The organism is Nocardia callitridis (assembly GCF_039543305.1).
GTDB classification, from domain to species: domain Bacteria; phylum Actinomycetota; class Actinomycetes; order Mycobacteriales; family Mycobacteriaceae; genus Nocardia; species Nocardia callitridis.
Genome location: NZ_BAABJM010000001.1, coordinates 1,698,887 through 1,725,161, shown reverse-complemented (window position 1 = coordinate 1,725,161; position 26,275 = coordinate 1,698,887). Strand labels below are relative to the sequence as shown.

Below are 26,275 nucleotides of genomic sequence, written 5' to 3'. Positions count from 1 at the left end.
ACGCGCGCCCCGTTTATCGGTGGCGCCGGTAGAATCGACAATCGTGACCGACCTCGAGCCCCGCGCGTTGCGCGCCGACGCCCGCCGCAATCGCGAACGCGTGCTCGCCGCCGCGCAGGAAGCGTTTGCCGAGGAGGGGATTTCGGTCCCGCTGGATGAGATCGCCCGGCGAGCCGGTGTCGGTGCGGGCACCGTTTACCGCCATTTCCCCACCAAGGAGGCACTGTTCGAGGCCGCGATCGTGGACCGCGTCGAGCGAGTGATCGGTCACGCACGCGAACTCGCCGACGCCGACGAGCCAGGCCAAGCCTTCTTCGACCTACTCGACCGGCTCCAACGCGACGGCGCCGTCAAACGCGATCTCTCCGACGCACTGGGGCACGACACCACCCGCTACGGCCGCCCGGACGGTGAACTGCACGCGGCGATCGCTCCGCTGCTGACCCGCGCACAGGATTGCGGCGCGGTCCGCACCGACATCGACATCGCCGACCTGATGCGAATGCTCAAGGGCGCCTTCGCCGCAGCGCATCACACCGACCCCGCGCAACGCGGCCGCATCTTCGCGGTGATCTTCGACGGCTTGCGCACACAGTGGATCCCCGTAGTCCCTCAGTAAAGCGCGCTGTCGTGCAGCACGCGGAAATCGCAGCGGCACCACCCGCTGCGCTCACCCAGACGGCGAACCGCACGCGAGGATCGCTCAGCTGTGGGCGCGAACACCGATGGGCCCCACTCCACCCGGAGCGGGGCCCATCGGCGCAACCGGTCAGCGGCTCTCGAGGAGAACCTCCGCGATCTGAATGGTGTTGAGGGCGGCACCCTTTCGGAGATTGTCGCCCGAGATGAACAGCGCGAGGCCGCGGTTGTCGGGGACGCCTTCGTCGCGGCGAATGCGGCCGACGAGGGAATTGTCCTTGCCCGCGGCGGCGAGCGGGGTGGGCACCTCGACGAGCTCCACACCGGGGGCCTTCGCCAGGATCTCTTGCGCCTGCTGGACCGAAATCGGCTCGGCGAACTCGGCGTTCACCGACAGCGAGTGGCCGGTGAAGACCGGGACACGCACGCACGTGCCGCTCACCGCGAGATCGGGCAAGCCGAGAATCTTGCGACTCTCGTTGCGCAGCTTCTGATCCTCGTCGGTTTCGCCGGAATCGTCGTCGACCAGCGAACCGGCCAGCGGCAACACATTGAAGGCGATCGGCGCGACGTACTTGTTCGGCGCGGGGAACTCGACGGCGCTGCCGTCATGGGTGAGCTTCTCGGCATCATCGATCACCGCACGCGCCTGCGACACCAGCTCTTCCACACCGGCGAGGCCACTACCCGACACCGCCTGATAGCTCGACACGATCAGCCTGCGCAACCCCGCCACCTCGTGCAATGCCTTGAGCACCGGCATCGCGGCCATGGTGGTGCAGTTCGGGTTCGCGATGATGCCCTTGGCCAGGTTGCGGGTCTGCTCGGGATTGACCTCGCTCACCACCAACGGCACATCGGGGTCCTTGCGCCACGCCGACGAATTGTCGATCACCGTGACACCCGCCGCGGCGAACCGAGGAGCCTGCACCCGCGACATGGTGGCACCCGCGGAGAACAACGCGATATCGAGTCCGCTGGGATCCGCGGTCTCGGTGTCCTCGACGACGATCTCACCACCGCGCCACGGCAGCTTCTTGCCCGCCGAACGCGCCGACGCGAAGAATCGCACCTCGTCGGCGGGAAAATCGCGCTCTTCCAACAGTTTCCGCATGACGGCACCGACCTGTCCGGTCGCGCCGACCACACCAACACGTACACCCATGGTGATTACCGCCCCGTTCCGGCGTGCACGACAGCCACTTCGTCGCCGCCGAGGTCGAAGGCGCGGTGCAGCACCTGCACCGCCTGGTCGAGTTCGGTGTCTTTCACCAGCACCGAGATCCTGATCTCCGAGGTGGAGATGAGGTCGATGTTCACACCGGATTCGGCGAGCGCCTCACAGAAGGTGGCGGTGACGCCGGGGTGGCTCTTCATACCGGCACCGATCAACGACACCTTGCCGATGTGGTCGTCGTAGAGGATCTGCGCGAAGCCGATCTCGGACTGCCGCTTGGTGAGCATCTCGACCGCACGGGTGCCGTCGGACTTGGGCAGGGTGAAGGTGATGTCGGTCTTGCCGGTATCGACCTTCGAGATGTTCTGCAACACCATGTCGATATTGATCTCGGCGTCGGCGACGGCACGGAATACCTTGGCGGCGTAGCCCGGCTCGTCCGGAAGCCCGATGATCGTCACCTTGGCTTCGCTGCGGTCGTGCGCGACGCCCGTGAGAATTGCCTGTTCCAAGGGGATGTCCTCCATCGATCCGTAAACGTAGGTGCCCTGCTTGTCGGTGTAGGACGACCGCACGTGCACAGGCACGTTGTAGCGGCGCGCGTACTCGACGCAACGCAGCATCAGCACCTTCGCGCCGCAGGCGGCCAGTTCCAGCATCTCCTCGTAGGAGACCTGCTCCAACTGCTGAGCGTCCGACACGATGCGTGGATCGGAGGTGAACACCCCGTCCACATCGGTGTAGATCTCACACACGTCGGCTTCCAGCGCGGCGGCCAGCGCGACAGCGGTGGTGTCGGAGCCGCCACGACCGAGCGTGGTGACGTCCTTGCTGTCCTGGCTGACACCCTGGAATCCGGCGACCAGGACGATCTGGCCCTCATCCAGTGCCTCACGCAGGCGACCAGGCGTCACATCGATGATCTTCGCCTTGCCATGTGCGCCGGTGGTGATCACACCGGCCTGAGAGCCGGTGAACGAGCGTGCCTCGGCGCCGAGCGAGTGGATAGCCATAGCCACAAGCGCGTTGGAGATGCGCTCACCGGAGGTGAGCAGCATGTCCATTTCCCGGACCGGTGGAGCGGGTGAAACCTGTTCGGCGAGATCGAGCAACTCGTCGGTGGTGTCACCCATGGCGGAGCAGACGACGACCACGTCGTGGCCCGCCTTCTTCGTCTCCACGATCCGTTCAGCCACGCGCCGAATCCGGTCGGCGGTGGCGACCGAGGATCCTCCGTACTTCTGAACTACGAGAGCCACGACAGGGTCCTCCAAGATCGACAATCAAGCTGCTAACAAGCATCCAGGGTACCGGTCGGTAACGATTGGAGCACGGCACACCTCTTGACCTCGGCAAAAGCCTACCGCTGCTTGCCATTCGACGGAGCCGACTTTCGGCGAATCCGAATTGCGGGACGATGACGATATGAAGAGCACTCTGCTCGCGGTACATACCGGACACCACGAGGTGGTGCAGGACATCACCGACCAGTGCGCCGAGTTCGTGCGCACGGCCGCCGAAGGAGGTGACGGGCTGCTCAATATCTTCGTGCCGCACGCGACGGCGGGAGTCGCGGTGCTGGAATTGGGCGCCCGCAGCGACGACGACCTGCTCGCCACGCTGGGTGAGCTGCTACCCGCCGACGATCGATGGCGCCACGCGCACGGTTCGCGCGGACACGGGCGCTCGCACGTCATGCCAGCGATGATCGCGCCCTACGCGACGTTGCCCGTGCTCAGCGGCGGTATCGCGCTGGGCACGTGGCAGTCCGTCGCCTTCGTCGACCTGAATGTCGACAATCCCGACCGACAGGTGCGGCTGTCGTTCTTGTCATGATTCATCCTCGGGTGAACCAGCTGACCTGGACGCCGTCGGCGAAGTTCTTCCGTTCGGTCGGGGTGAACGCGGTCGGGCGGAACCCGTCGGTGAACGCCGCGACACCGGCACCGGCGACCACCGGATAGCTCTTGATGATCAGCTCATCGATCTCCGTCAGTAGCTGACCGGCGAGATTACCGCCGCCCGCCAACCAAATATCGCCGCCCACTTCGCTTTTCAAGCGTCGTACGAGGCCGAGTGGATCGTGGTCGACCACCTCGACGGCGGGATCGGCGCTCTTGCCGAACGAGCGGGAGACCACGTACTGGCGCAGGTGCGCATACGGGCTGGTGGCACCGATATCGAGTCCGGGCTGATAGGTGCCGCGCCCCATGATGACCGTGTCGAAGCGGTGATTCGGCGTGTCCGACGGAACGCCGATGTGGGGTCGCATCGGCGTGGGAAGGACCTCCGGGTAGGTGGTCTTCATCCAGTCGACCAACTCGTCGGCGACCGGATAGAACTCGACCTCGTTGGCCGGGCCCGCGATGTAGCCGTCGATCGAGACGCCGACGTAGTAGACGAGTTTTCGCATATCACTTCTTCCGTTGTACTCTGACTGTAGTGATTAGAAACGCTAGAACTACAACTGGAGTGGTGTCAAGTGCGGACAAACCCTGAGCGCAGGCAAGCGCTACTGGACGCGGCGATCGAAGTGCTCGCCGAGGACGGCGCGCGCGGACTCACCTTCCGCGCGGTCGACAAGCAGGCCGCGGTCCCAGTCGGCACCGCGTCGAACTACTTCGCCAACCGCGACGACCTGCTCACCCAGGTCGGCAGCCGCTACTACGAGCGACTCCAACCCAGCGCCGAGACCATGACCCAGCTGACCGACGGGCCGAAGACCCGCGAGAACATCACCGAGCTGATGCACGAAACCGTCGGACGCGTCGAATCGTTCCGCACCGGATACCTCGCCCTCCTCGAACTCCGACTCGAGGCCACCCGACGACCCGAACTACGCGCCGTACTGAGCGAACGAGTGCGCGCCGACATCGACCTCAACGTGCGCAACCACCTCGAGGCGGGCCTGCCCGGCGACGAGAACACGGTGCTGCTGCTCTACTTGGCACTCAACTGGCTGATCGTCGAGCGCCTCACGTTGCCCGAGGTGTTCACCGAGCGCCAGCAGCACGACTTGATCGAGATCGCCGTCCGCCGCGTCACCGATTCCGGAAAATGAGCAACCGAATTTCTGTGTTACATATCACTGTCACCGATATCCGGGATTTTTCACGGCAAACTATGAGCACGGAAGTCATTGCTGCCGTTTCCAATCCGTGATTGGATGCGGAAGTCTGCCGAAAATATCCGGAACCTCCGTCGCACAAGCGTCACAACGGTTGACGAACCCGAAATCGCTGGAGAGAATCGGCCGACTTGATCGCGGGGGCCGGAGGTAGGACATGCGCACGAAGACCGACATCAGATTCGTGGTCGACCTCGATCCCGCGCACGTAATGGACGCCCTGGCCGCGGTGGAAATGCTGCCGGAATGGTCCAGCACCTACCGGGATGCGCGCGTAGCCACCAGAGACGAAGCGGGACGCCCGGAAAGGGTCTTCGTCAAAGCCGACGTCATGGGCAGCTCCGACCTGCAGGTACTGGAATACGAGTGGACCGCCACCCGGTCGTCCTGGACCGTCGTCGACAGCTCGCGCGGCGCCAAGGGCGGCGGCTGGTTCGACCTCGCCGAAACCGAGGACGGCACCGAGATCTGGTACCACACCGACGTCCAGATCTCGCTGCCCGTGCCGGGAATCTTGCTCAAGCGCACCCTCCGCAAAGCCAGCGAAGCAATGGTGCCGAGTTTCATCGCCTTCGTCGAACAGTTCCCCGCGCCGGACAACCCCGAGCAATACGAGATTTTATAGCCGAATGGCATCGCCGACGCCACGGTATCGGCGCCCGACAATGCGCCGATGCGCCCCGTGATCGATGCCGACGAGGTGCGTTTCCAGCCGGTCACCGAGTCGCCCCCGGCGACCGCGCGGCTACGTCGCGGTCGGGCCGTGTGCCGAGGGCGCGGCCCGACCGCCACGCGAATTCACCGCCGCACGCATCTGATCCACGTTCTCCCTGATCACATCGGCGACCAACTCGTCGGTGCGCGGGTCGTCGAGCACCTGGAACACCATGCGAAACGTGGTATCCGCGATCAATCGAATGATCTCGTCGTGGAACGGGATATAGCGCACCCGGCCCACCTTGGGATCCTTCTTGACCATGTCCACGATCATGTCGTCCATCTCGGCACGGTTCTCGTGCAGCGCGTTCGCGATGTTGCGGGTGTAGTTGCCGGTGCGCAGCACGGAGGTCACCTCGTCCATCACCGCGATGGTCATCGGACGCTTGATCACCTCGACGATCGTGCCGACGAACCGACCGACCAACGCCGCGGTGATCCGGTCACCGAACACCCGATCGGCCACCCGCGCCAGACGCACGAGGATCACCACGATGCGCAGTAACCGGAAACCACGGAAGATCGGGCTGGTCACCGGGATCATGCCGAGGACCTCGTACCAGTAGACGAAGGGGAACGTCCACGGCCACCCGGCCCGGCGCCAGCGCCACAGGAATTCGAGCGCGAATACCCCGCACACCGTCCAGTCGACCACCATGATCGTGTGATAGGTGTGGCCGGACACGTCGAAGAAGGTGATCCAGCCGACCAGTACGACCGAGATGATCGCCAACGCCAACATGGCGAAGTCGGTCCACAAGGTCGGCGGCTTGCGCGGGAAGTTGCCGTCGGCTAGATCGTGGTCGGCTGCTGCGCCACTGGCCGAAGCGGTCGGAACTGCCACGTGAGAATCCCTTTCAACGCCGAACGATCCCGCTGACGGTAGTACCCCCCGCGAGAATTACTGACACTTGCGAATCGAGGACCGGGCGAACCGTCACGAACGCACGCCGCGTTCGGTCACCGACCGGCGCGGACGATCGCCTCGATGTTCCGCTCGGCCAACGCGGTGATCGTCAGCGACGGATTGACCGTGCCGGTGCTACCCGGAATCGCGGCGCCGTCCATCACGTAGAGACCGGGGTGCCCGTGCACCCTGCCGTTGCCGTCGGTCGCCTTGCCGAGGACCGCGCCACCCAGCGGATGTGCGGTAAACAACGCGTTCGCGTCATAGCCGAGCGCGCCGTACTCCGCGACCGAATCGGCACGCTCGGCGATGCGATGATCCACCGCGCGCGCCGCGGCGACGGTGTCGTCGCGATCCTTCGTCGACCAACTGAGGCCGACGCGGTTGCTCGCGGCGTCGAAACCGAAGCGGGTGCGCACCGGGTCGAGCACCATGCCGAGGGAGGCCAACGCACCGGTCTCGAATGGAATGCCGGGGATGTACCAACTTTCGAGGGTGAGCGGAGTACCCGATTCGTCGAAGATGCGGCTCGCGCTCGGCGCGCCCTGACCGAACCCGGCGAGCGAGCTGGCCCCTCGGGCGAGCACCACGTCGCCGTTGGTGCCCCAGCCGTCACCGATGTGTTCGTTGAGGTTGGGCAGGGTGCCGGTGGCCTGCGCGCGAACGAGTAGCTCGGAGGTGCCGATCGAACCGGCGCCGAGGAACAGGCGGTCGCAGGTCAAGGTGCGGGTGCCGAGCACGTCACCGGTCGGCGCGAGTTTCGTCACCGTGACCGAGAATCGCCCGCCCGGTTCCTGTGCGATGGACTCGACCTGGTGGCCGGAGTAGATCGCTGATTTCCCGGTGTCCTGGGCGTACTTCAGATAGTTCTGGTTCAAATCGAACTTGGCGCCGTTGGAATTTCCGAGATTGCTACGGGCAACGGTGGCCGAGGGCTTCGTGGCGCCCGCGAGTTCACCGCGCACGATGTCCCAGTTGAAGATCGAGTCGTTGGGTTGTGGCTGGAACCCCGCCTTGCGGACCTGGTCGTCCCACGCCCTGGAATGCGCGAACGGCTCCGCGGCATAGAGATCGGCGGGAATAGAGTTGAGCCGCAACATCTCTCGCACGCGAGGGAAGTACACATTCGCCATCTCGCCGTAGTCGACGGTGCCGCCGAAGAGGTGGTCGAAGAAGCGTTGTTCCGGGGCGATCATCGCGCCGGTGAACACCACCGAGCCGCCACCGACCGCGGCCGCACGCCACACGTCGATGCCCGGATACTCGGTGCAGTCCAGTACGCCGCCGAAGCTGGCGAACTGCATGGGCACCTTGGTGACACCGGTGAAACTGGTGCGATGCCAGAAGCCACGGCCGTCGGGCAGATCGTCGCCGGTGAAGATCTCCCGCCACGGATCGTTCGGCCATCGAGAGCCACGCTCCAGCACGGTATTGGTCACCCCGGCCTCGGCCAGACGCAACGCGGTCACCGCGGCACCGAAACCGGAACCGATCACGATCGCCTCGGTGTGTTCGGGCGGATCAGCAAGGGGTGCAAAGATTTCCGGCACCCAATCGCGGAACAGCGACGCCCACATCGGGTCGGCGCCAGCAGGAACACCGCTCAGCTCCGTCCCGGCCGCACCGAGCATCGCGGCCGTCCCAGCCGCCTTGAAGAAGGTGCGTCTGCGCACCAGCCACCTCCCTCATCACGCATGGCCGAGCGCAGACTACCGCAATTCGCCCCGAACGACAGTGGTTCCTCCTGCGGCACGGGACAATTCGTGCGCACCGCGTTACCGATGGTCGACACAGGTAGCCGGTGTCGTCTTATCGGTGAGCCCGGCGCCGGCGCAATTTCGGCGGTGCGCCGCATGGACTGGTCAACGGGTCCCGATGAGCATGTGATTTGCGGCCCGATGGTCGGGACTGAGCGCACTGCGAAACAGAACCTGCCGCATTCGCCGACCACTCGGCCTCGACAACACACCGAACCGAATTGAACGCCTGTTCAGATCATCGTCGGCGACGTGAGCGCTGCGTCGCGGGCTGACTCGATCATGAACCCCCCAGGCTTTCGGACCGACACGGTGGCGCGTAAAGTTGCCGACATCATGCAGCGGGCGCTTCTCCTCAGCCGCCGCGACGGGCTCTGATCAGACCGGCACCCGTCGCGGGGTTTCGCCGCGCCGGTCCAGTCAAGCCCCCTCGGGACCCAGCCCCTTCGGGACACACAAACACCCCCTCGGAGAAATCGTCATGACCTCTGCCGATGCATTCATTTCCGGCCCGCGAAACATCACGCCGCCCGCGAAGCCCACTCCGGCCGACCAGCCGTCCTGGAACACGCAGCGCGACTCCTCGATGCCGACCTTCCGTTACCGGCCGTTCGCCGAGGAAGTCGAGCCGATCACAGTGCCCGATCGCACGTGGCCGGACAAGATCATCGATCGGGCGCCCGGCTGGTGCGCCGTCGACCTGCGCGATGGCAACCAGGCGCTCATCGATCCGATGAGCCCCGCCCGCAAGCGCCGCATGTTCGACCTGCTGGTGCGCATGGGCTACAAGGAGATCGAGGTCGGCTTCCCCTCGGCCAGCCAGACCGACTTCGACTTCGTCCGCGAGATCATCGAAGACGGCGCGATCCCCGACGACGTCAGCATCCAGGTGCTCACCCAGTGCCGCCCCGAACTGATCGAGCGCACCTTCGAGGCCTGCGTCGGCGCACAGAACGTCATCGTGCACTTCTACAACTCCACCTCGATCCTGCAACGCAAGGTGGTCTTCCGCGCCGACCGCGACGCGGTCCGCAAGATCGCGACCGACGCCGCGGCGCTGTGCCGGGAGATCCAGCAGCGTTACCCCGACACCAACTGGCGCTACGAGTACAGCCCCGAGTCCTACACCGGCACCGAACTCGAATACGCCAAGCAGGTCTGCGACGCGGTCTCGGAGATCATCGCGCCGACGCCGCAGCACCCGATGATCATCAACCTGCCGGCGACCGTCGAGATGGCGACGCCGAACGTCTACGCCGACTCGATCGAGTGGATGAGCCGCAACCTGGCACGTCGCGATTCGATCGTGCTGTCGCTGCACCCGCACAACGACCGTGGCACCGCGGTGGCCGCCGCCGAACTCGGTTACCAGGCCGGGGCCGACCGCATCGAGGGCTGCCTGTTCGGTAATGGCGAGCGCACCGGAAATGTCTGTTTGGTCACGCTCGGCATGAACCTGTTCTCGCGTGGCGTCGACCCGCAGATCAACTTCTCCGACATCGACGAGATCCGTCGTACCGTCGAATACTGCAACCAGTTGCCGGTGCACGAGCGCCATCCCTACGGCGGCGACCTGGTCTACACCGCGTTCTCCGGCAGTCATCAGGACGCCATCAACAAGGGTCTGGACGCGATGAAGGCCAACGCCGACGCGGCGGGCGCCGACATCGACGACGTGGTCTGGGAGGTGCCCTACCTGCCGATCGACCCCAAGGATGTCGGCCGCACCTACGAGGCGGTCATCCGGGTGAATTCGCAATCCGGCAAGGGCGGCGTCGCCTACATCATGAAGACCGATCACGGCCTGGCGTTGCCGCGCCGGTTGCAGATCGAGTTCTCCCAGGCCGTGCAGTCGATCACCGACGGCGAGGGCGGCGAGGTCACCCCGAAGGCGATGTGGGACGTGTTCTCCTCGGAGTACCTGAGCCCGGTACTGCCGCTGGAACGCATCCGGCAGAAGGTGACCAACTCCGAGACCGACGGCGGCGTCGACTCGATCAACGCGGTCGTCAAGGTCGACGGTGTCGAGCAGGAGGTCACGGGCAAGGGCAATGGTCCGCTCGCCGCGTTCGTCGACGCGCTGGCCACCATCAACTACGACGTACGCGTGCTCGATTACTCCGAGCACGCGATGTCCTCCGGCGATGACGCGCAGGCCGCCGCGTACGTGGAGTGTGCGATCGGTGACAAGGTGGTGTGGGGTGTCGGTATCGCGACCTCGATCACCACGGCGTCGCTGCGCGCGGTGGTTTCGGCGGTCAACCGCGCACACTGACCGATAACACCACCCCCACCTCGAGCGAAGAAAAGGCCGGGCGCCGAAGGTACTTGCGTACCCTTGGCGTCCGGCCGCATCGATCCTGTTGTCGGAGACCGACAATCGCCCGCCCGACCACCGCGCCCATACCGCGACACGAGGTAGCGAACACCGTGCTAGCGTTGGTTCGCACTCAAGCGCCGAGCTCTCTGCTCGCTCCCGAGCAGATGGGGGAACTGTGACACCAGACGACCAGAATCCGACCTCTCCGCCTTGGCTGCAAAGTCATTCGGTAGACACCGGCGACGTCACCGAAGCCGAGCCTTCGTCGGCCGAGTCCCCCGCCACCGAGCACGGACCGGAGCCGACCGACAACGAGGCGACAACCGAACCCGAGGTGACACCGTCGCCGAGTGGTTCGACCACGCAGCAGGACGAGCCGACTCCCGATCAGACGACGGTCTTTCCGCAGGAGCCGTTGCCGACGCAATTCCCCGCGCCGGAGAACCCGCCGCAGGAGGGCTTTCCGCCACCGGAGGGCTTCGCGCCGCCTGAGGGTTTCGCGCCGCCGGGACCTCCCGAACAGTTCAACCCGTACGCGCCGCCTCCGCCGCCGGGGCAATTCGCACCCCAGCAAGGCGGATTCGCGCAGGACTTCCAGACCGGTGGTTGGCCGGCACCCGAGCCGCAAGGTGGGTTCCAGCAGCAGTTACCGCCGGAGGTCGGTGGGCCGTACCAGGGTTACCAGCAACCCCCGCCAGACCAGGGTTATCAGCCGATTCCGCCCGAGCAGGCCGGTGGATTCCAAGGCGGCTACCCGAACGACGCCTACAGCACCGGTGGCCAACCTTTCGATCCGAACGCGGCCACCCAGCACTACGGTGCGGCGCAGCAGGAGATCGGTCAGGAAGCACCGTCGCAGGAAACCGCTGCTCCACAGTCGGATTCGGCGGGCCCGATCTACAGTTGGGCGCCGCCGCCCCCGCCGATGAACCAGCCGCCGCAGCAGCAGGCGCCCCCGCAGCAGTACCAGCAGCAACCCCCACCGCAGCAGCAGAGCCAGCCGCCGTCGGGTTGGCAGAGCGGGCCGCCGCCTGGGCAGCAGCAGCAGCAGCCGTTCCAGCCGCAGCAGTTCCCCAATCCCGGACCCGGCCAGGGCCTCAACGACCTGAATTTGCTCAAGCGCGCACGGAAGTCACCGCGTGGTGGCTGGCGTAAGGCCGTGCACAAGGCGTCCGGCGGCATCATCAATCCCGGTGAGTCCGCGGCCGACATCGTGCACCGCGACCTGATCGAACGCGTCAATCAGCCGGTGCGCGGGGACTATCGGATCGCGATCCTCTCGCTCAAAGGTGGTGTCGGCAAGACCACCACCACCGTGGGGCTCGGGTCGACGTTCTCCTCGGTGCGTGGCGACCGCGTGATCGCGATCGACGCCAATCCCGACCTGGGCACGCTGGCCCACCGGGTGCCGAGGCAGACCCGTTCGACGGTGCGCAACCTGCTCGAAGACCACCACATCAGCAGGTACTCGGATGTGCGAGCGCATACCTCGCAGGCGCCGAGCCGACTGGAAGTGCTTGCCAGCGAGCAGGATCCCGCGGTCTCCGAAGCGTTCAGCGAGGCCGATTACCGTCGCGCGATCGGTGTGTTGCAGTCGTTCTACAACATTATTCTCACCGACTGCGGTACCGGTCTGATGCACTCCGCGATGGCCGGCGTGCTCGATATGGCCAGCTCCTTGGTGCTGGTGACCTCCCCGGCGATCGACGGTGCGCGCAGCGCCTCGGCGACACTGGACTGGCTCGACCACCACGGCTACAACAAGCTGGTCGAACGAACCGTCGTGGTGGTGAACGCGTCTCGACGCGGCGCGTCCACGGTGGATCTGGATCAGCTACGCCGACTGTTCCTCGACCGCACCCGTGCGGTGCAGGTGGTGCCGTTCGACGATCACCTGGCCGAGGGCGCGGAGATCGACCTGGAACTGGTGAGCAAACCGACCCGGCGTGCACTGCTGGAACTGGCGGCGATGGTGGCCGACGATTTCGATTTCATCGCCGGCGCCAACCCCTACCGCGGCGGCGGACAGCAGGGCTTCTGACACGAGAAGCCGCTGTGGCGTAAAGGTTCCCTTCGCGCCACAGCGGCTTCGTGCTTTCCGTGCTTTCTCAGCCTCTGGTCAGTTCCGCGTAGCGCGCCAGATGACTTTCGCTGGAACCGAATTCGTGCTCCACGGCGGTGAGCCGCTTGAAGTAATGGCCGATCGCCAGCTCCTCGGTCATCCCCATCGCGCCGTGTAGTTGCACCGCGTTCTGGCCGATGAATTTGGCGGCGCGCGCCACCGTGACCTTCGCGGCGGAGACCGCGCGCGCCCGATCCTTGTCCGGGGCGTCCAGTGCGTAGATCGCCAAGTGCACCGCGGCGGCGGCCTGCTCCAACTCCATGAACATGTCGACCATGCGGTGCTGCAAGACTTGAAATCCGCTGATCGGCTGGCCGAATTGGTGGCGCTGCTTGGCGTATTCGATGGTGTCGCCGAGCACGGTGCGCATGCAGCCGACAGCTTCGGCGGCAATGGCGGCGATCGCGTCGTCGATGGTGGGTTCGATCACCACCCACGCGGTGCCCTCGGTGCCGAGCAGGGCGGCGGCGGGCAGGCGCAGATCGGTGAAGACGAGGTCGGAGGCAACCCGGTCGTCGATCGTGCGATAGGAGTGCACCTCGATGCCGCTCGGCGGATGGTGCACGTCGAACTCGGTGCCGAACAACGAGATTCCGGCCTGCTCGCGACGCTGACCGGCCGTACGCGCGGTGATCAGCAGTTGCGTCGCCAACGGTGCGCTGGTGACGACGGTCTTGGCACCGTTGATCACCCAGTGGTCGCCGTCGAGGCGCGCGGTGGTCGACACGTCGTGCAGGCAATGGCCCGAGGTGGGTTCCAGCGCGGCGAAGGCGAGCCGCGCCGCGCCGGAGACGATGTCGCGCAAGATCTCGTCGGCGCGGTCACCACCGGATCGGTTCAGTAGCCCGCCCCCGATCACGACGGTGTCGACGAACGGCTCCACCACCAGTGCGCGGCCGAGTTCTTCGGCGATCACCATCAGCTCGACGGGTCCACCACCCATGCCGTCGACGCGTTCGGGCAGGATCGCGCCGAGGATGCCGAGTTCATCGGCGAAACCCCGCCACACCGCGGGCTGCCACCCCGCGGACTTGGCGGCGCGGCGGCTGTCGTCGAGGTTGTAGCGGGTGGTGAGGAAACGCGCGAGGCCGGAGCGCAGCAGCTCCTGCTCGTCGGTGCGGGTGAAGTCCATCAGAGCCCCAATGCTTTGGCGAGGATGTTTCGCTGAATCTCGTTGCTGCCCGCGTAGATCGAACCGGCGCGGTCGTTGAAGTAGCGCAGGGGCGCCACGGCCTGCCATTGCTCGCCGCTGTGGTAATCGTCGGCGGGCGGGGTGAATTCGGCGATCGGGCCGCCGGGCATGGTGGCGTGCGGCTGGTAGACGCGACCGCGCGGACCCGCTGCCGCCAATGCCAGTTCGGTGAGGTTTTGGCTCAATTCGGTGGCGAGGATCTTCAGCATCGAGGCGGCCGCACCGGGGTTCTGGCCGCGTTCCATTGCCGCGATGGTCCGGAACTCGAGGACCTCCAGCACCTCGGTGCGAATGCGCGCCTCGGCCAGTTTCGCGGCGAAGGCGGGGTCGTCCATCAGTGAGCGGCCGTCGGGGCCGGGTTGACGGGCCGCCTCCCGTGCCAGATCCTGGGCCATGACCTGGAGGTAGGGGGCCATCGCGCCGCCGCGCTCGTGCACGAGCAGGTACTTCGCGACGGTCCAACCTTCGTCGATCTTGCCGAGCACGTTGGCTTTCGGAACCACGACATTGTCGAAGAAGACCTGGTTTTGCACCTGTTCACCGGAGGTCATCACCAGTGGCCTGATCTCGATGCCCGGCGTGGTCATGTCGATGAGCAGAAAGGTGATGCCCTGCTGCTTCTTGCCCGCGCGCGAGGTGCGGACCAGGCAGAAGATCCAGTTGGCCTCGCCGGCGTGGGTGGTCCAGATCTTGCTGCCGGTGCAGACGAGGTTCGCGCCGTCGTCGATGGCCGACATGCTCAGCGAGGCGAGGTCGGATCCGGCTTCGGGCTCGGAATAGCCTTGGCAGAAGAAGATTTCACCGGTCAGGATGCGCGGCAGATAGAAGCTTCGCTGTTCAGCAGTACCGAACTCGATGATCGCGGGTGCGACCATCTTGATCCCCATCGGAGACAAGGTCGGTGCGCCGGCGAGAGTGGATTCGCGTTGGAAGATGTAGTGCTGCATGGGGTTCCAATCGCACCCGCCATGCTCCACCGGCCACGCGGGCGCCGCCCATCCGCGCTCGTACAGGGTGGCCTGCCACTGCATGCTGGCCTCGTGGTCGGGGTAGACGCTCGTGGCGAACCGCCCCGCCCGCCGCAATGGCGGCGTCAGTTTCGCGTCGAGAAACTCTCGCACCTCGTCCCGAAACGCCAATTCCTCCGACGACCAGCCGAATTCCATCCGCCCTCCCAGAGGGTGCGCACCAATACCACTCGTGTCGGCGAACACCGCCACGAGAGAGAATGTATGCCTGCTCAACTCACCGCGTCAAACTGACGTCATATGCCAGCAGTTACTCGAGCGGCGAAGTGGGCGAAGGTCAGCCGCAGGGGTTCGGCTCGCCGACTTTGACGGCGGAGAGCAAGGCGTCACCCTCTCCGACGGGAACGCCCGGCTCGGGTGTCTGCGAGACGACAATCCAGTTGCGGTCCACTACCTGCCTTCGCCCCGCGCCGGTCGCGTCAGCAGAACGCGAATACCAAACCCCGGCGGCTTGAATCGCATTTTGCGCATCCTGCAGGTTCATGCAGACCACATTGGGCATCGGAACACGTTCCGCCCCTTGCTGTTCCGACGTCGCAACCGGCGCGGGCGGCGGAGCCTGAACAGATGACGGCACCGGATCGGAAGTAGGCGCGAGGGTGCTCACCACCGCAGCAGTCGGCACGACGCTCGTCACGTCGGCGACAGGTGTCGGCTCGCCCGCCGCGCAACCGACCGTCGTCAGTGCCATCGCCGAGGCCGCGAACATCGCGCCCAGCGTGGCGGCCACACGCCGTCCCCGATGACACCCGAACTCTCGCTCGCCGTAGTGGTAGCCGAACCCCGTAGTCGGATTCACCATCGATGGTCTCCCTTGCCATTTGCTTGGCCCCGTGCGTCGGAACTCCACGCACACCGATAGTTCGTGATGCGGATCACAACCGTTACGGCCGGGTACGACGCTGCTAGCAATCCTGGAAGAAGGCTTTGGTGTAGCCCACCGACTGGTAGGCGTAGTCGTAGGCCCAGCGTAGCGGGGACAGATTCGGCGCGGGGTCGACGAACAAGAGCTCGCCTTGCCAGCACTTGCCGAGGATGTAGCGGGCGCGGGAGATGTGCGGGGTGAAGGTGACGACGATGACTCGCCGCCACTGGTTCGCGGTGGCCAGGCGAGCGAGTTCTCGACCCTCGCCCCTGGTGGTGCGCGGGGACGGGTCGAAGCAGTGCACCTCGAAGCTGTAGCCGCCGTGACAGATTCGGTTCACCAACGCACTGTTGGTGTAGGGGTCCGAAAGCAAGACGCGCGGTGCGTAACCCGCACGCGCCAAACGCAGGCCCAGTTCCTCACGGCCGTCGTGCGCGCCGCCCAGAACGAGAATGGCATCGGCGGCAGCGGGCGACTCGGTACGCGGACGCACATAGACCGGCCACAGCGCCGCGACGAAGACGACAACGACGAGCGCGACACCGAGCACGGTGACGGTTCCTCGGCGGCGGCGCACCGGAAGAATGCTAACGAGCCCTGCGGCCTTCTCAATGTTGCCGCAGGTCAGGCTGGTTACAGTGTGCGTGTCGCCACATGTACACCTACTGTTGCCGCCACCATTGCCTCGGTGACGTGGCTCGGCCATTGTGGCGGATTATCAATCGACTATGCGATGCACAGTCTTCGGAACCGGGTATCTCGGCGCCACGCACGCGGCGTGCATGGCCGAACTCGGACACGACGTCATCGGGGTCGATATCGACCCCGGCAAGGTCGCGAAACTGTCCGACGGGGTAGTGCCCTTCTACGAACCGGGACTGGAGGACGTGCTGCGGCGCAACCTCGACGCGGGCAGGCTGCGCTTCACCACCTCCTACGAAGAAGCCGCCGAGCACGCCGACGTGCACTTCCTCGGCGTCGGCACACCGCAGAAAAAGGGCGAATACGCCGCCGACCTGAAATACGTACACGCCGTGGTGGATACGCTTGCCCCCCTCTTGCAGCGCCCCTCGGTGATCATCGGCAAATCGACCGTCCCGGTCGGCACGGCCACCGCACTCGGCGCACGCGCACGGGCACTGAGCACCGCCGAGGTGGAAGTGGCGTGGAACCCGGAATTCCTGCGCGAAGGGTTCGCCGTGCGCGACACCCTGCGCCCGAACCGCCTCGTGCTCGGCGTCGAGGGCGACCGCACGGCCTCGGCGTGGGTCGAACAGATGGTGCGCGAGATCTACGCCGACATCATCGCCGCCGAAATCCCATTCCTGCTCACCGATCTCGCCACCGCGGAACTGGTGAAGGTCTCGGCGAATGCCTTTCTCGCGACGAAGATCTCGTTCATCAACGCGGTCTCCGAGGTCTGCGAGGCCACCGGCGCCGACGTCACCATGCTCGCCGACGCCCTCGGCTACGACGAGCGCATCGGCCGCCGATTCCTCAACGCCGGACTCGGTTTCGGCGGCGGCTGCCTACCCAAGGACATCCGCGCCTTCATGGCACGCTCCGGCGAACTCGGCGCCGACCACGCGGTCGCGTTCCTGCGCGAGGTCGACAACATCAATATGCGTCGGCGTACCAAGGTCGTGGACATGGCCGCGCGCGCATGCGGTGGGTCGCTGCTCGGCGCGAACGTCGCGGTACTCGGCGCCGCGTTCAAACCCGAATCCGATGACGTCCGTGACTCCCCCGCGCTCAATGTCGCGGGCATGATCCAACTGCACGGCGCGGTCGTGACCGTGTACGACCCCAAGGCGCTGGAGAATTCGCGTCGCGTGTTCCCCACCCTCAACTACGCCACCAGCGTCACCGAGGCCTGCGAGCGCGCCGATGTGGTGCTCGTGCTCACCGAGTGGAACGAATTCGTCACCCTCGACCCGACCGAACTGCATTCCGTGGTCAGGAAGCGCTCGGTCATCGACGGCAGGAACTGTCTCAATCGTGCCAACTGGACCGACGCGGGATGGGTGTACGCGGGTCTCGGCACACCGTAGAGTTGCGCAGCGAGGCAGAGGCAACTAACCGGACGACCGTCCTGCCTCGAGCACTGGCTATCGTCGACGGGTAGGGTCCGAAAGCGGGGCCTTGGCGTCCACGAGCGACAACGGGCTCGCATGTCGTGGAAGTATTAACGAGATGGGCAGCTGATGAGTTCGGTACTGGGAGTTTCGGTGGGGGCGGGCGCTGTGCGCATGGCGCGGCCCCATGCCGCGAACCCCCACGGCCCCATCGCCGCGCATTCCTTCGACATCCAGACCATTCCGGTCGGCGAACAGAACGTGGAGGAGCTGGCCACCGAGGCGATCGGCGTCACCCTGGCCAGCACGCCGGGCATCGGCGCGACCGCGATCGCCTACCGCAGCGATCAGCACGCGCGCACAATTCGCGCCGGCATGGCTCGCCAGCAGCTCACCAACTACGACCTGGTCCCCGAGATCACCGCCGCCCTCGAATTCGTGCAATCCACCGGCGATGTGCGCGGCATCTCCTCCCTCGTGGTCTACGACCTCGGCGCCTCCGGCCTCACCGTGAGCGTCGTCGACGCGCACACCCGCGAAGTGCGCCACAGCGAACGCACCAGCGACATCAGCGGCGACTACATCGACTCACTGATCCGTGAGCAGCAGCTCGCCTCCGGGCGGATCGCGCATCCGACCGACTCCGAGGGCTTGGCCGCGCTGGACGCGCTGTGTCGCGAAGCCAAGGAACAACTCTCGACCAATACCGCCGTGGCCTTGCCGAGCGAGCAGGGTCTGGTGCTGTTGGCGCAGGAGAACTTCGAATCACTGATCATGTTGGCGATCGAGTCCTCGGCGCGGATGGCGCGTGATGTGATCGTGCGCTCGGATCGGCCGGTGCACGGTGTGCTCGCCATTGGTGGCGGGTCACGGATCCCCCTGGTAGCCAAGGTGCTCGAACGGTGGATGGCTGTCCCGGTGGTGGTTCCGGAGAGCCCGGAGACGGTGGCAGCACGGGGCGCGGCGCTGCTGGCGCGCCCGGTGAAGCCGCCGCCGAGTCCCGGTACCGAGGTCGAGGACGACGACCGCACTCCGTCCTGGTTGACCACGCCGACCAGGAACGCGGGCAAACGGGAGATCAGCGGTGCCGTGCTCACCGTCAGCGCACTGACCGTGGTCGCCGCGATCGGCCTCGCTCTCGGTTACGGACCGCAGGTGCTCGAGCGCGATTCGCACAGCGACGAGAGTTCGCCGTCGGCCCCGGCGACCACCCCGCCGCGCACCACGACACTCGATCCGGGTATCGCGGTGGCCCCGAGCCCGACCATGGAACACGAGTCCGTGGCCGCGCCCCCACCGGTGCAACAGGACGACGATCCCGAGGAAGCACCGCCGCCGCCGGGGCCGAATACCATTGTGGTGCCGGGACTTCCGCCGATCGTCGTGCCCACCATCCCGCCGGTGGTCCTGCCGTTTCCGCCGCCGCCACGGTAAGAGAGCGCTACTCGGCCTGCGCGGCAAGACTTTTCACGGCACCGAGGTCGTTTCCACGCGCAGCCGATTCCTGCTCGGAGGTCCCCCGACCGCCACGTCACAGAGTCGAGACGCCGGGACGGCACTGTCCTGCGTGACTCAACCCTTCGCGGCGGCACTGTCTCTGTCGGTGCGGCCGACCTTTCGTCACGACGCGAGCCTCGCAACGTCCAGTTCTTCGCCGCGTTACTGCCCTTCGTCGTAGCGCGGCGGCCCCTCGCGGTAACGCGGTGGGCGCTGCGCACGCTGTGCGCCAGGTCCGCGCCGCGCATCCGGCCCGTGCTGCGCGTCGGGCCCCCGCTGGAAGTCAGGCCCACGCTGCGCGTCTGGTGCGCGGCGCGGCTGCGGTGCCGATCGCGGTTCGCGCGGGCGTTCGCCGTAGCGTCCGTGCTTGGCACGCTGCGGGGGCGCCTGGGCGGGCGCGTGACCGAACGGGCGCGCGAGCATCACGGCGATCGCGGTGGTCAATGGCACCGACAGCGCGAGCGCGATACCGCCGACAGACGAGCGCGCGATCTCGATCGCGACCGCGTCGCCGGTCAGCACGTCGTTGATCGAACGTCCCGCCACACTGAATAACAGCAGCAGCGGCAGCGCGCCACCGGCGTAGGCGAGCACCAGGGTGTAAACCGTGCTGGCGATGTGGTCACGCCCGACGCGCATCGCGGCGGTGAAAACCTCACGGCGGGTGGCGGTGTCATCGAGCTCGGCCAACTCGAAGGCCGCCGACGCCTGGGTGATCGTGACGTCGTTGAGCACACCCAGTGAGCCGATGATGAAACCGGCCAGCAGCAGCCCGGTGATGCTCACATGGTCGAGGTAGGTGGCGACGTCGGCGTTCTGCTCCTCGGAAAGTCCGGTCAGATGGGTGATCTCGATCGCGACCCAGGACAATCCCGCGGCGACCAGCATCGAAGTCAGCGTGCCGAGCAGTGCGGAGCTGGTACGGAGATTCACCCCGTGCGCGAGATACAGCACCGCGTAAAGGATCAGCGCGCCCGCGACCAACGCGACGGGGATAGCGGGTTTGCCATCCAACAGCGCGGGCAGCAGGAACATCACCAGCACGAGAAAAGCGAACCCGAGGCCGAGCACCGCGCGGAGCCCACGCCAGCGCGCCACGATCGCGATGACCACCACGAAGGCCGCGACAATCAGCGCCAACGGCAGGCCACGGGAGTAGTCGTCGAACGAGTACAGCGGTGCGCCGCTGGGGTCGGTTTGGCGAACCAGGCGGATCTTGTCCCCGGCGTGCAGGTCGGGTTGGCCTGGGCCGGGGGCGATTTCGAACAGGGTGCGGTTGCCCTTGTGCGGGCCGGAGTCGATGGTGATCAGGCTGCGCTGACAGGTATAGCCGTTGCTGCGGGGTTGTTCGGGTTGTTGCAGGAACACCTTGCCCGCCGACGTACTCCCGCAGTTGCCGATGTCCTGCTGCACGACGGTGCCGGTTTCGGTCTGCACCGCGCCACCGATGGCGTTCTGCATCGGCAGGGGGATGTCGACGTGCTGTTTGCTCGGCCACATCACGATGGTGGCGATGATGACGAGCAGACCGATCACCGTCAGCAGTCCGATGACGACCTTGGCCGCGGTGGCACCGATCGCGAGCGGTTCGGAATGGTCGTGGTGGTGATGGTGGTCGCTCACCGGAGCGAGCTTAAAGGATTTCGTTTTCAAGAGCGGCACGGCCGGGACCAGCACCGCGATGAGCTGGTGGAATAGCTGACCGACATGGAAGACAAGGGCGCCCGAGCGGGCGAGAAGATTTTGAAGGGGGCGGCGGAGAGCAGGGGGATGTCTCCGCCGCCCGCAGGGTCGGCGGCCCAGGGGGGTAGGCGGCCGAACCCGAATGACCGAATCAACCCAGGGGGGTAGGTGACCCGATCAGGCGCCAGAAGCGCCGGTCACTACTGTACACAAAAGTACTTCTTTTGCGCTAGCTGGTCTTCAAATGTCGCGTATATCCGTACATCCGGTTTGTTTTTACCGAGAAACCCGACACGGCGAGGGTGCTTGCCCGCACTACTGCCGGTAGCTGGCCAGGAAGTTTCCGAACCGCTCGATCGCGACAGCGAGATCACGAGCCCACGGCAGCGTCACGATCCGCAGATGGTCGTGCGCGGGCCAGTTGAACCCCGTGCCCTGCACCACGAGGATCTTCTCCTGCAAGAGCAGATCCAACACCAACTTCGAGTCGTCGACGATCTCATGCACGTTCGGATCCAGCCGAGGAAACGCGTACAACGCACCCTTCGGCTTCACACACGACACCCCGGGAATCATGTTCAACCGCTCCCACGCCACATCGCGCTGCTCGAGTAGTCGACCACCGGGCAGAATCAGATCCTCGATGCTCTGATGCCCACCGAGCGCTACCTGAATCGCGTGCTGCGCGGGCACATTCGGACACAACCGCGACGACGCGAGCAGATCGATCCCCTCCAGGAACCCCGACGCGTGCTCCTTCGGACCGGTGATCGCCAACCATCCCGAGCGGTAACCCGCCACCCGGTACGCCTTCGACAAGCCGTTGAACGTCAAACACAACAGGTCCGGCGCCATGGTCGCCAACGACACGTGCTTGGCATCGTCGTAGAGGATCTTGTCGTAGATCTCGTCGGCCAACAGCAACAGCCGATGCTTGCGCGCCACATCCGCCAACTGCGCCAACACCTCGGCCGAGTACACCGCGCCGGTCGGGTTGTTCGGATTGATCACCAGCAACGCCTTGGTCCGGTCGGTGATCTTCGATTCGATATCGGCGATATCGGGCTGCCAGCCATTGGCCTCGTCACACACATAGTGCACCGGCGTGCCACCGGCCAGGCTGGTCATCGCCGTCCACAACGGGTAATCCGGGGCCGGGATGAGCACCTCGTCGCCGTTGTTCAACAGCGCCTGCATGGTGATCGTGATCAACTCCGAGACACCATTGCCGAGATACACGTTCTCGACATCGATCTCGGGGAAACCCGGAACCAGCTCGTACCTGGTCACAATCGCACGCCGCGCCGAAAGCACACCCTTCGACTCCGAATAGCCCTGGGCGACCGGGAGCGCGGCGATGATGTCACGCATGATCACATCGGGCGCGTCGAACCCGAACGGCGCGGGATTGCCGATATTCAGCTTCAGGATGCGATGCCCCTCGGCCTCCAGCCGTGCCGCGTGTGCGTGTACCGGTCCACGAATCTCGTAGACAACGTTCTGCAACTTGGTGGACTGCTCCAGAACGCGCGGCGCACGGTGGGAGGAATTACTTGGGCTCACCGGTCCCATGGTGCCATCCCGGGCAACCTGATATCACCGACCCGCGCAGCTCGGGCTCGGCGTCACGCCTGATCAACGCGGGCGTCGCGGCTGATCAGCACACCTGACGGCCGGGCGGGATGCTCTTGGCCGCCGTCGTGCCGCAGAAATCCTCGATCCGCTCATCGAGTTGCCTCGCCTCCACCGCGCCACAGAAATGCGCACCGGCGATCCGCCTGCGCAAACCGGTGAGCCGCTCCTCCAACTGCGCGATGCGTTTGTCCTCGTCGAGGGCGAGTACCGGCGCCAACGCTTCGGTCGCACCGTCGAGACTGCCGTTGATCAGGTGCGCCGCGGCGCTGTCCACCCTCGCCAACGACTCCGCACCGTAGGACCGCTGCTCCGAGGGGCCGCTGGTATACAACTCGATCGTGCGCTGTGCGGCAGCGAGTGCGGGCTCGGCCCTGCCGAGGTGAATGTAGGTGGCGCCCGCGTAGTAATGACTCTTGGCCTCGTTGAACCCGAAGACGCCACCGACCTCGTCGTGCAAGGTGTCGGTGCGCGCCACCTCCCTGGCCTCGTCGGCCTCGCCGATACACCGATCGGTGTCGGTGCCGCTGCCGAGCTGCGACCAGATTCTGGCCTCGATATTGAACAACCGGACCTTCGCCGTCGCCGATTCGGCGAACTCCTGACCGCTCTGCGCCAACTCCACCGCCCGACGCGGACGGTCCGACCAGTACTCGATCAGCGCGTGCATGCCACGCGTCCACGCCCGCAACCCGTTGTGCTCGCACAATTCCGCGTAAGCCCACGCGGCCCTGACCTGTTCCCCCGCCGCATCGTAATGACCGAGATCGCTGCTCGCGTTCGCCAACAGGCCAGAAAGGCTGCCCGCGAGCAGGTAGAGGTGACCGGTATCGGCGGGACGCTGATGACCCTCGAGTAACCGATACACCCGCCGTCGTACCCGCAGCATCTCCACCATCATCGGCGCGGGTGGAATCCGCACGTACTCGTTGGCGATCCGGGTGACATCGGCATCGAGCTGTTCCAGCACGGTCGCACTCACATTGGTGCTCTCGGCCTTGCTCGCGTGTTCGCTCGCCTCGTGGGCAGCAGCCATAATCAGATCCCTCTCCGAAATCGCCGCTAACGCTTCACCTCTCAGCGCACCCGCGTCGATGAGAGCCAAAAGGTCCGCGTCGCTGGAATAGTGGGCACGCGCCGAAGTGTCGGCGGGTGTTTCGAATCCTGGTGCCGAGGATCCACCGACGGTCGGCTGCTCGGCATCCGACTCGCCCTCGGCCTTGCGCGCGGTATCCGCTTGATCGAGCATGGCCGCGAATCGCGCGCGCACAACGTCATCGGACCTGGCCAGAGAAGTATCGAGCGCCGCCTGATTGATCGGACGCGGATGCACGCGAACGCCCCCGGCCTCCCACTTGGACACCAAGCGTTCGTGCACTCCGAGATGAGCGGCGAACTGCCTGATGCTCATTCGCTTGGCATCACGAAGGGCACGGGCTTCTCTCCCCGACCACTGGCCGACCACCAGATCCCCTTTCGACCGAAACTCCCCTCCAGAGTACGAGCCATACGTGATCGAAGCCACAAATGAAATCCGGTCGGTATCAAAGGTGGTCGCGCCAGCCACAAGGGCAGCGGAAAGGCAGTGGAAGGCGGGCGTGCGGGCGTTTCCCGGTAACCCGCTGCGGCGGGACCCTTGAGGTGCGAGGCAAGGAGTCCGCCATGAATGTGGAAAAGCTCAGGACAGTTGAGGATTGGGTCGCGTTCTACCGACACGAGTTCGGCCTGCTGGTCAGTGAGCGTGGCGGATTCGTCATGCTGCCGATCACCAGCCGCGTCTGTGTCGTGCACCTGCCCACCGCACGCGCCGAAAGGGTCAGGCTCGCAATGGAACAGCGCGGCAGCTGCGGCCCCATGCTGGCCAGGCAAATCCGGTGGAGCTTCCTGGCGCGACCGGACAACCGGCCCGACGCCGATGCCTTGCAGGTGCTCAACCGGCTCGACATCGGCGTCCCCGCCATCGGCAGCGCCGTGATGCTGCCCACCGGGCTCGGCCGCTGGACCAGGGAGGGCTGCTACTGGGTCACTCCACCGAGCCGCGACGAAACACTTCCGCCCTTGTCCGTGGTGATCGCCACGGCACTGGCGGTCGGTGCGGGCGACGGGAATTGAACGCCGCAGCCGGTTCCCGCCGCCGTCCGACCGAGTCCGCCGCTTCCCCTGGAACAGTTGAGGCGGACTCGGTCGGTGCCCCGCTCAGCGCACGGAGTTCAGCGCCTCGAGCAGAGTCAGCACAGCACAGAGAGCAGGTGTGGTACCGGATTCGGTCGCACCGCGATTCGGTGCGGTGCGACCGACACCCAGTTACCTCAGCGCCGACGCACAGTTCCGTTAATCACCGCAGGGATTCCAGCGGTCACAAGGCTTCGGTATTCGGGGTCGGAACAGTGAAATTCAGATACGACTTCGAGGGTGTCGGCCCACGCTGCCCCTGATACTTCGACCCGGCGACCGCCGAACCGTACGGATGCTCGGCGGGGCTGGTCAGCTTGAGCAGACACAACTGCCCGATCTTCATTCCCGGCCACAGCGTGATCGGCAGATTCGCCACGTTCGACAGCTCGAGCGTGATGTGACCGCTGAACCCCGGATCGATGAACCCGGCCGTCGAGTGCGTCAACAATCCCAGCCTGCCCAGGCTCGACTTCCCCTCCAGTCGCCCCGCCAGATCATCCGGCAGTGTGCAGACCTCGAGGGTGGACCCCAGGACGAACTCCCCGGGATGCAACACGAAGGGCTCACCGTCGGCGGGCTCGACCGGACTGGTCAACTCGTCCTGCTGCTGCGCGGGATCGATATGGGTGTAGCGAGTGTTGTTGAACACCCGAAACATTCGATCCAATCGCACGTCCACACTGGACGGCTGGATCAACGACTCGACCAGCGGCTCGATCCCGAGACGCCCAGCGGCGACCTCCGCACGGATGTCACGATCGGAAAGCAGCACGTCGATGAGCGTAGCGTCTGCCCAGGTCGGCACTTCCAGCCCCTACTGGCCGACCGTGCGGCACGGGTGCGCGACACTGTCGCAACCGACCCGTTAACGGACATCGGTTGATCACCGAAACAGCGAAGACGCAACCTTTTCCATCGAGTGAGGAGTCGAGACCATGCGTTCGATCGTCCGCCGAGGACTTGCCGCCGCCGCGATATCGGTAGCCGGGCTCGCCGCCATCGCGCCCACCGCGACCGCCGAGCCCACGATCTACCACCCAGTGATCACGCCGTGCGGCCACCTGTTCCGCGGCCCCCTCGACGCGCCCCGCCCAGGCACCGAGGTCTATTGGAGCCCGTTCGGCACCGCGAACATCGCCTGCTACGACGACGGCACCCACACCGAGCGCTACTACCAGCAAGACCCCTTCGGCAGCTGGCACGACATCAACGAACTCTCCCCCGGCAACCACTTCTTCGTCATCTTCCCCTCCACGGTCCCCAACCAGGCCACCTGGGGATAGCCGCCCTGGGCACCACCAACAGGAAAGTTGGTCTTACAGGCGCCAGCTCTGCTATCTTTCCAGCAGCGCTTGGCGCACT

At 65.7% G+C, this 26,275-nt stretch carries 23 protein-coding genes; 10 read left to right on the top strand and 13 right to left on the bottom strand.

All coding sequences use genetic code 11. The features are described from left to right. Nucleotides 1-43: 43 nt before the first annotated feature. Nucleotides 44-619 carry a TetR/AcrR family transcriptional regulator gene (locus ABEA50_RS07310; protein ID WP_345494279.1) on the top strand — a complete coding sequence of 192 codons (576 nt, stop codon included), beginning with the start codon at nucleotides 44-46 and terminating at the stop codon, nucleotides 617-619. A gap of 150 nt (nucleotides 620-769) precedes the next feature. Here the strand turns inward: ABEA50_RS07310 and ABEA50_RS07305 are convergent, their stop codons facing one another. Together ABEA50_RS07305 and ABEA50_RS07300 are read right to left on the bottom strand one after the other, a co-directional pair. After that, entirely contained in the window at nucleotides 770-1,804 is a 1,035-nt protein-coding gene (locus ABEA50_RS07305) for an aspartate-semialdehyde dehydrogenase (protein WP_345494277.1), read from the bottom strand. A 5-nt stretch (nucleotides 1,805-1,809) separates the two neighbouring features. Then, nucleotides 1,810-3,075 (bottom strand): aspartate kinase, encoded by a 1,266-nt coding sequence (locus ABEA50_RS07300; protein ID WP_345494276.1) that lies wholly within the window; start codon nucleotides 3,073-3,075, stop codon nucleotides 1,810-1,812. A 166-nt stretch (nucleotides 3,076-3,241) separates the two neighbouring features. On the opposite strand from ABEA50_RS07300, the gene ABEA50_RS07295 reads away from it, so the two are divergent. Continuing rightward, nucleotides 3,242-3,652, top strand: coding sequence for a YjbQ family protein (locus ABEA50_RS07295; RefSeq protein WP_345494275.1), 411 nt, complete (start codon nucleotides 3,242-3,244; stop codon nucleotides 3,650-3,652). Nucleotide 3,653: 1 nt separating this feature from the next. Here the strand turns inward: ABEA50_RS07295 and ABEA50_RS07290 are convergent, their stop codons facing one another. Next, entirely contained in the window at nucleotides 3,654-4,229 is a 576-nt protein-coding gene (locus ABEA50_RS07290; protein WP_345494274.1) for a dihydrofolate reductase family protein, read from the bottom strand. 69 nt (nucleotides 4,230-4,298) lie between these two features. On the opposite strand from ABEA50_RS07290, the gene ABEA50_RS07285 reads away from it, so the two are divergent. Continuing rightward, complete coding sequence (locus tag ABEA50_RS07285; RefSeq protein WP_345494273.1) at nucleotides 4,299-4,877, top strand: TetR/AcrR family transcriptional regulator; 579 nt, start codon at nucleotides 4,299-4,301, stop codon at nucleotides 4,875-4,877. A 223-nt stretch (nucleotides 4,878-5,100) separates the two neighbouring features. Next, complete coding sequence (locus ABEA50_RS07280; protein ID WP_345494272.1) at nucleotides 5,101-5,568, top strand: SRPBCC family protein; 468 nt, start codon at nucleotides 5,101-5,103, stop codon at nucleotides 5,566-5,568. 120 nt (nucleotides 5,569-5,688) lie between these two features. Here the strand turns inward: ABEA50_RS07280 and ABEA50_RS07275 are convergent, their stop codons facing one another. Beyond that, complete coding sequence (locus ABEA50_RS07275; RefSeq protein WP_345494271.1) at nucleotides 5,689-6,504, bottom strand: ion transporter; 816 nt, start codon at nucleotides 6,502-6,504, stop codon at nucleotides 5,689-5,691. 116 nt (nucleotides 6,505-6,620) lie between these two features. Then, the gene (locus ABEA50_RS07270; protein ID WP_345494270.1) at nucleotides 6,621-8,240 is read right to left on the bottom strand and encodes a GMC oxidoreductase; all 1,620 of its coding nucleotides are present in this window, start codon (nucleotides 8,238-8,240) and stop codon (nucleotides 6,621-6,623) included. A 565-nt stretch (nucleotides 8,241-8,805) separates the two neighbouring features. Between ABEA50_RS07270 and leuA the strand changes: the two genes are divergently transcribed. Together leuA and ABEA50_RS07260 are read left to right on the top strand one after the other, a co-directional pair. After that, nucleotides 8,806-10,599 (top strand): 2-isopropylmalate synthase, encoded by a 1,794-nt coding sequence (gene leuA / locus ABEA50_RS07265; RefSeq protein ID WP_345494269.1) that lies wholly within the window; start codon nucleotides 8,806-8,808, stop codon nucleotides 10,597-10,599. A 220-nt stretch (nucleotides 10,600-10,819) separates the two neighbouring features. Continuing rightward, nucleotides 10,820-12,685: a nucleotide-binding protein gene (locus tag ABEA50_RS07260; protein WP_345494268.1), complete on the top strand. Its 1,866-nt coding sequence runs from the start codon at nucleotides 10,820-10,822 to the stop codon at nucleotides 12,683-12,685. 67 nt (nucleotides 12,686-12,752) lie between these two features. Here ABEA50_RS07260 and ABEA50_RS07255 read toward each other — a convergent pair whose 3' ends face one another. The 4 genes from ABEA50_RS07255 to ABEA50_RS07240 all read right to left on the bottom strand — a co-directional run bounded on the left by ABEA50_RS07255 (nucleotide 12,753) and on the right by ABEA50_RS07240 (nucleotide 16,428). Continuing rightward, nucleotides 12,753-13,898, bottom strand: a complete 1,146-nt coding sequence (locus tag ABEA50_RS07255; protein WP_345494267.1) for an acyl-CoA dehydrogenase family protein — start codon at nucleotides 13,896-13,898, stop codon at nucleotides 12,753-12,755. After that, on the bottom strand, nucleotides 13,898-15,124 hold the full coding sequence (locus tag ABEA50_RS07250; RefSeq protein ID WP_345494266.1) for an acyl-CoA dehydrogenase family protein: 1,227 nt from the start codon (nucleotides 15,122-15,124) through the stop codon (nucleotides 13,898-13,900). Before ABEA50_RS07250 ends, ABEA50_RS07255 begins: the two co-directional genes overlap by 1 nt. Nucleotides 15,125-15,263: 139 nt before the next feature. After that, nucleotides 15,264-15,788 carry a PASTA domain-containing protein gene (locus ABEA50_RS07245; protein ID WP_345494264.1) on the bottom strand — a complete coding sequence of 175 codons (525 nt, stop codon included), beginning with the start codon at nucleotides 15,786-15,788 and terminating at the stop codon, nucleotides 15,264-15,266. A 103-nt stretch (nucleotides 15,789-15,891) separates the two neighbouring features. Continuing rightward, nucleotides 15,892-16,428, bottom strand: a complete 537-nt coding sequence (locus ABEA50_RS07240) for a YdcF family protein (RefSeq protein WP_345494263.1) — start codon at nucleotides 16,426-16,428, stop codon at nucleotides 15,892-15,894. 151 nt (nucleotides 16,429-16,579) lie between these two features. On the opposite strand from ABEA50_RS07240, the gene ABEA50_RS07235 reads away from it, so the two are divergent. Together ABEA50_RS07235 and ABEA50_RS07230 are read left to right on the top strand one after the other, a co-directional pair. After that, nucleotides 16,580-17,902 (top strand): UDP-glucose dehydrogenase family protein, encoded by a 1,323-nt coding sequence (locus ABEA50_RS07235; RefSeq protein WP_345494261.1) that lies wholly within the window; start codon nucleotides 16,580-16,582, stop codon nucleotides 17,900-17,902. Nucleotides 17,903-18,055: 153 nt separating this feature from the next. Then, nucleotides 18,056-19,360: an Hsp70 family protein gene (locus ABEA50_RS07230; RefSeq protein ID WP_345494260.1), complete on the top strand. Its 1,305-nt coding sequence runs from the start codon at nucleotides 18,056-18,058 to the stop codon at nucleotides 19,358-19,360. A 225-nt stretch (nucleotides 19,361-19,585) separates the two neighbouring features. On the opposite strand, the gene ABEA50_RS07225 is transcribed toward ABEA50_RS07230, so the two are convergent. From ABEA50_RS07225 to ABEA50_RS07215, 3 genes are all read right to left on the bottom strand, one after another. After that, complete coding sequence (locus ABEA50_RS07225; RefSeq protein WP_345494259.1) at nucleotides 19,586-21,046, bottom strand: YibE/F family protein; 1,461 nt, start codon at nucleotides 21,044-21,046, stop codon at nucleotides 19,586-19,588. A 375-nt stretch (nucleotides 21,047-21,421) separates the two neighbouring features. Continuing rightward, nucleotides 21,422-22,678, bottom strand: coding sequence for a pyridoxal phosphate-dependent aminotransferase (locus tag ABEA50_RS07220; protein ID WP_345494258.1), 1,257 nt, complete (start codon nucleotides 22,676-22,678; stop codon nucleotides 21,422-21,424). Nucleotides 22,679-22,763: 85 nt separating this feature from the next. Then, nucleotides 22,764-24,149, bottom strand: coding sequence for a helix-turn-helix domain-containing protein (locus ABEA50_RS07215; RefSeq protein WP_345494257.1), 1,386 nt, complete (start codon nucleotides 24,147-24,149; stop codon nucleotides 22,764-22,766). A 251-nt stretch (nucleotides 24,150-24,400) separates the two neighbouring features. On the opposite strand from ABEA50_RS07215, the gene ABEA50_RS07210 reads away from it, so the two are divergent. Beyond that, nucleotides 24,401-24,850, top strand: coding sequence for a hypothetical protein (locus tag ABEA50_RS07210; RefSeq protein WP_345494256.1), 450 nt, complete (start codon nucleotides 24,401-24,403; stop codon nucleotides 24,848-24,850). Nucleotides 24,851-25,094: 244 nt separating this feature from the next. On the opposite strand, the gene dcd is transcribed toward ABEA50_RS07210, so the two are convergent. Next, nucleotides 25,095-25,685: a dCTP deaminase gene (gene dcd / locus ABEA50_RS07205; RefSeq protein WP_345494702.1), complete on the bottom strand. Its 591-nt coding sequence runs from the start codon at nucleotides 25,683-25,685 to the stop codon at nucleotides 25,095-25,097. 163 nt (nucleotides 25,686-25,848) lie between these two features. On the opposite strand from dcd, the gene ABEA50_RS07200 reads away from it, so the two are divergent. Beyond that, nucleotides 25,849-26,196, top strand: coding sequence for a hypothetical protein (locus ABEA50_RS07200; RefSeq protein WP_345494255.1), 348 nt, complete (start codon nucleotides 25,849-25,851; stop codon nucleotides 26,194-26,196). The last annotated feature ends 79 nt before the right edge of the window (nucleotides 26,197-26,275 follow it).

Bases quoted from the DNA above. Each gene is read 5' to 3' on its own strand.
- ABEA50_RS07305 (WP_345494277.1), bottom strand. From the start codon at position 1,804: ATGGGTGTACGTGTTGGTGTGGTCGGCGCGACCGGACAGGTCGGTGCC.
- ABEA50_RS07295 (WP_345494275.1), top strand. From the start codon at position 3,242: ATGAAGAGCACTCTGCTCGCGGTACATACCGGACACCACGAGGTGGTG.
- ABEA50_RS07290 (WP_345494274.1), bottom strand. From the start codon at position 4,229: ATGCGAAAACTCGTCTACTACGTCGGCGTCTCGATCGACGGCTACATC.
- ABEA50_RS07280 (WP_345494272.1), top strand. From the start codon at position 5,101: ATGCGCACGAAGACCGACATCAGATTCGTGGTCGACCTCGATCCCGCG.
- leuA (WP_345494269.1), top strand. From the start codon at position 8,806: ATGACCTCTGCCGATGCATTCATTTCCGGCCCGCGAAACATCACGCCG.
- ABEA50_RS07255 (WP_345494267.1), bottom strand. From the start codon at position 13,898: ATGGACTTCACCCGCACCGACGAGCAGGAGCTGCTGCGCTCCGGCCTC.
- ABEA50_RS07250 (WP_345494266.1), bottom strand. From the start codon at position 15,124: ATGGAATTCGGCTGGTCGTCGGAGGAATTGGCGTTTCGGGACGAGGTG.
- ABEA50_RS07245 (WP_345494264.1), bottom strand. From the start codon at position 15,788: ATGGTGAATCCGACTACGGGGTTCGGCTACCACTACGGCGAGCGAGAG.
- ABEA50_RS07235 (WP_345494261.1), top strand. From the start codon at position 16,580: ATGCGATGCACAGTCTTCGGAACCGGGTATCTCGGCGCCACGCACGCG.
- ABEA50_RS07230 (WP_345494260.1), top strand. From the start codon at position 18,056: ATGAGTTCGGTACTGGGAGTTTCGGTGGGGGCGGGCGCTGTGCGCATG.
- ABEA50_RS07220 (WP_345494258.1), bottom strand. From the start codon at position 22,678: ATGGGACCGGTGAGCCCAAGTAATTCCTCCCACCGTGCGCCGCGCGTT.
- ABEA50_RS07215 (WP_345494257.1), bottom strand. From the start codon at position 24,149: ATGAGCATCAGGCAGTTCGCCGCTCATCTCGGAGTGCACGAACGCTTG.
- ABEA50_RS07210 (WP_345494256.1), top strand. From the start codon at position 24,401: ATGAATGTGGAAAAGCTCAGGACAGTTGAGGATTGGGTCGCGTTCTAC.
- ABEA50_RS07200 (WP_345494255.1), top strand. From the start codon at position 25,849: ATGCGTTCGATCGTCCGCCGAGGACTTGCCGCCGCCGCGATATCGGTA.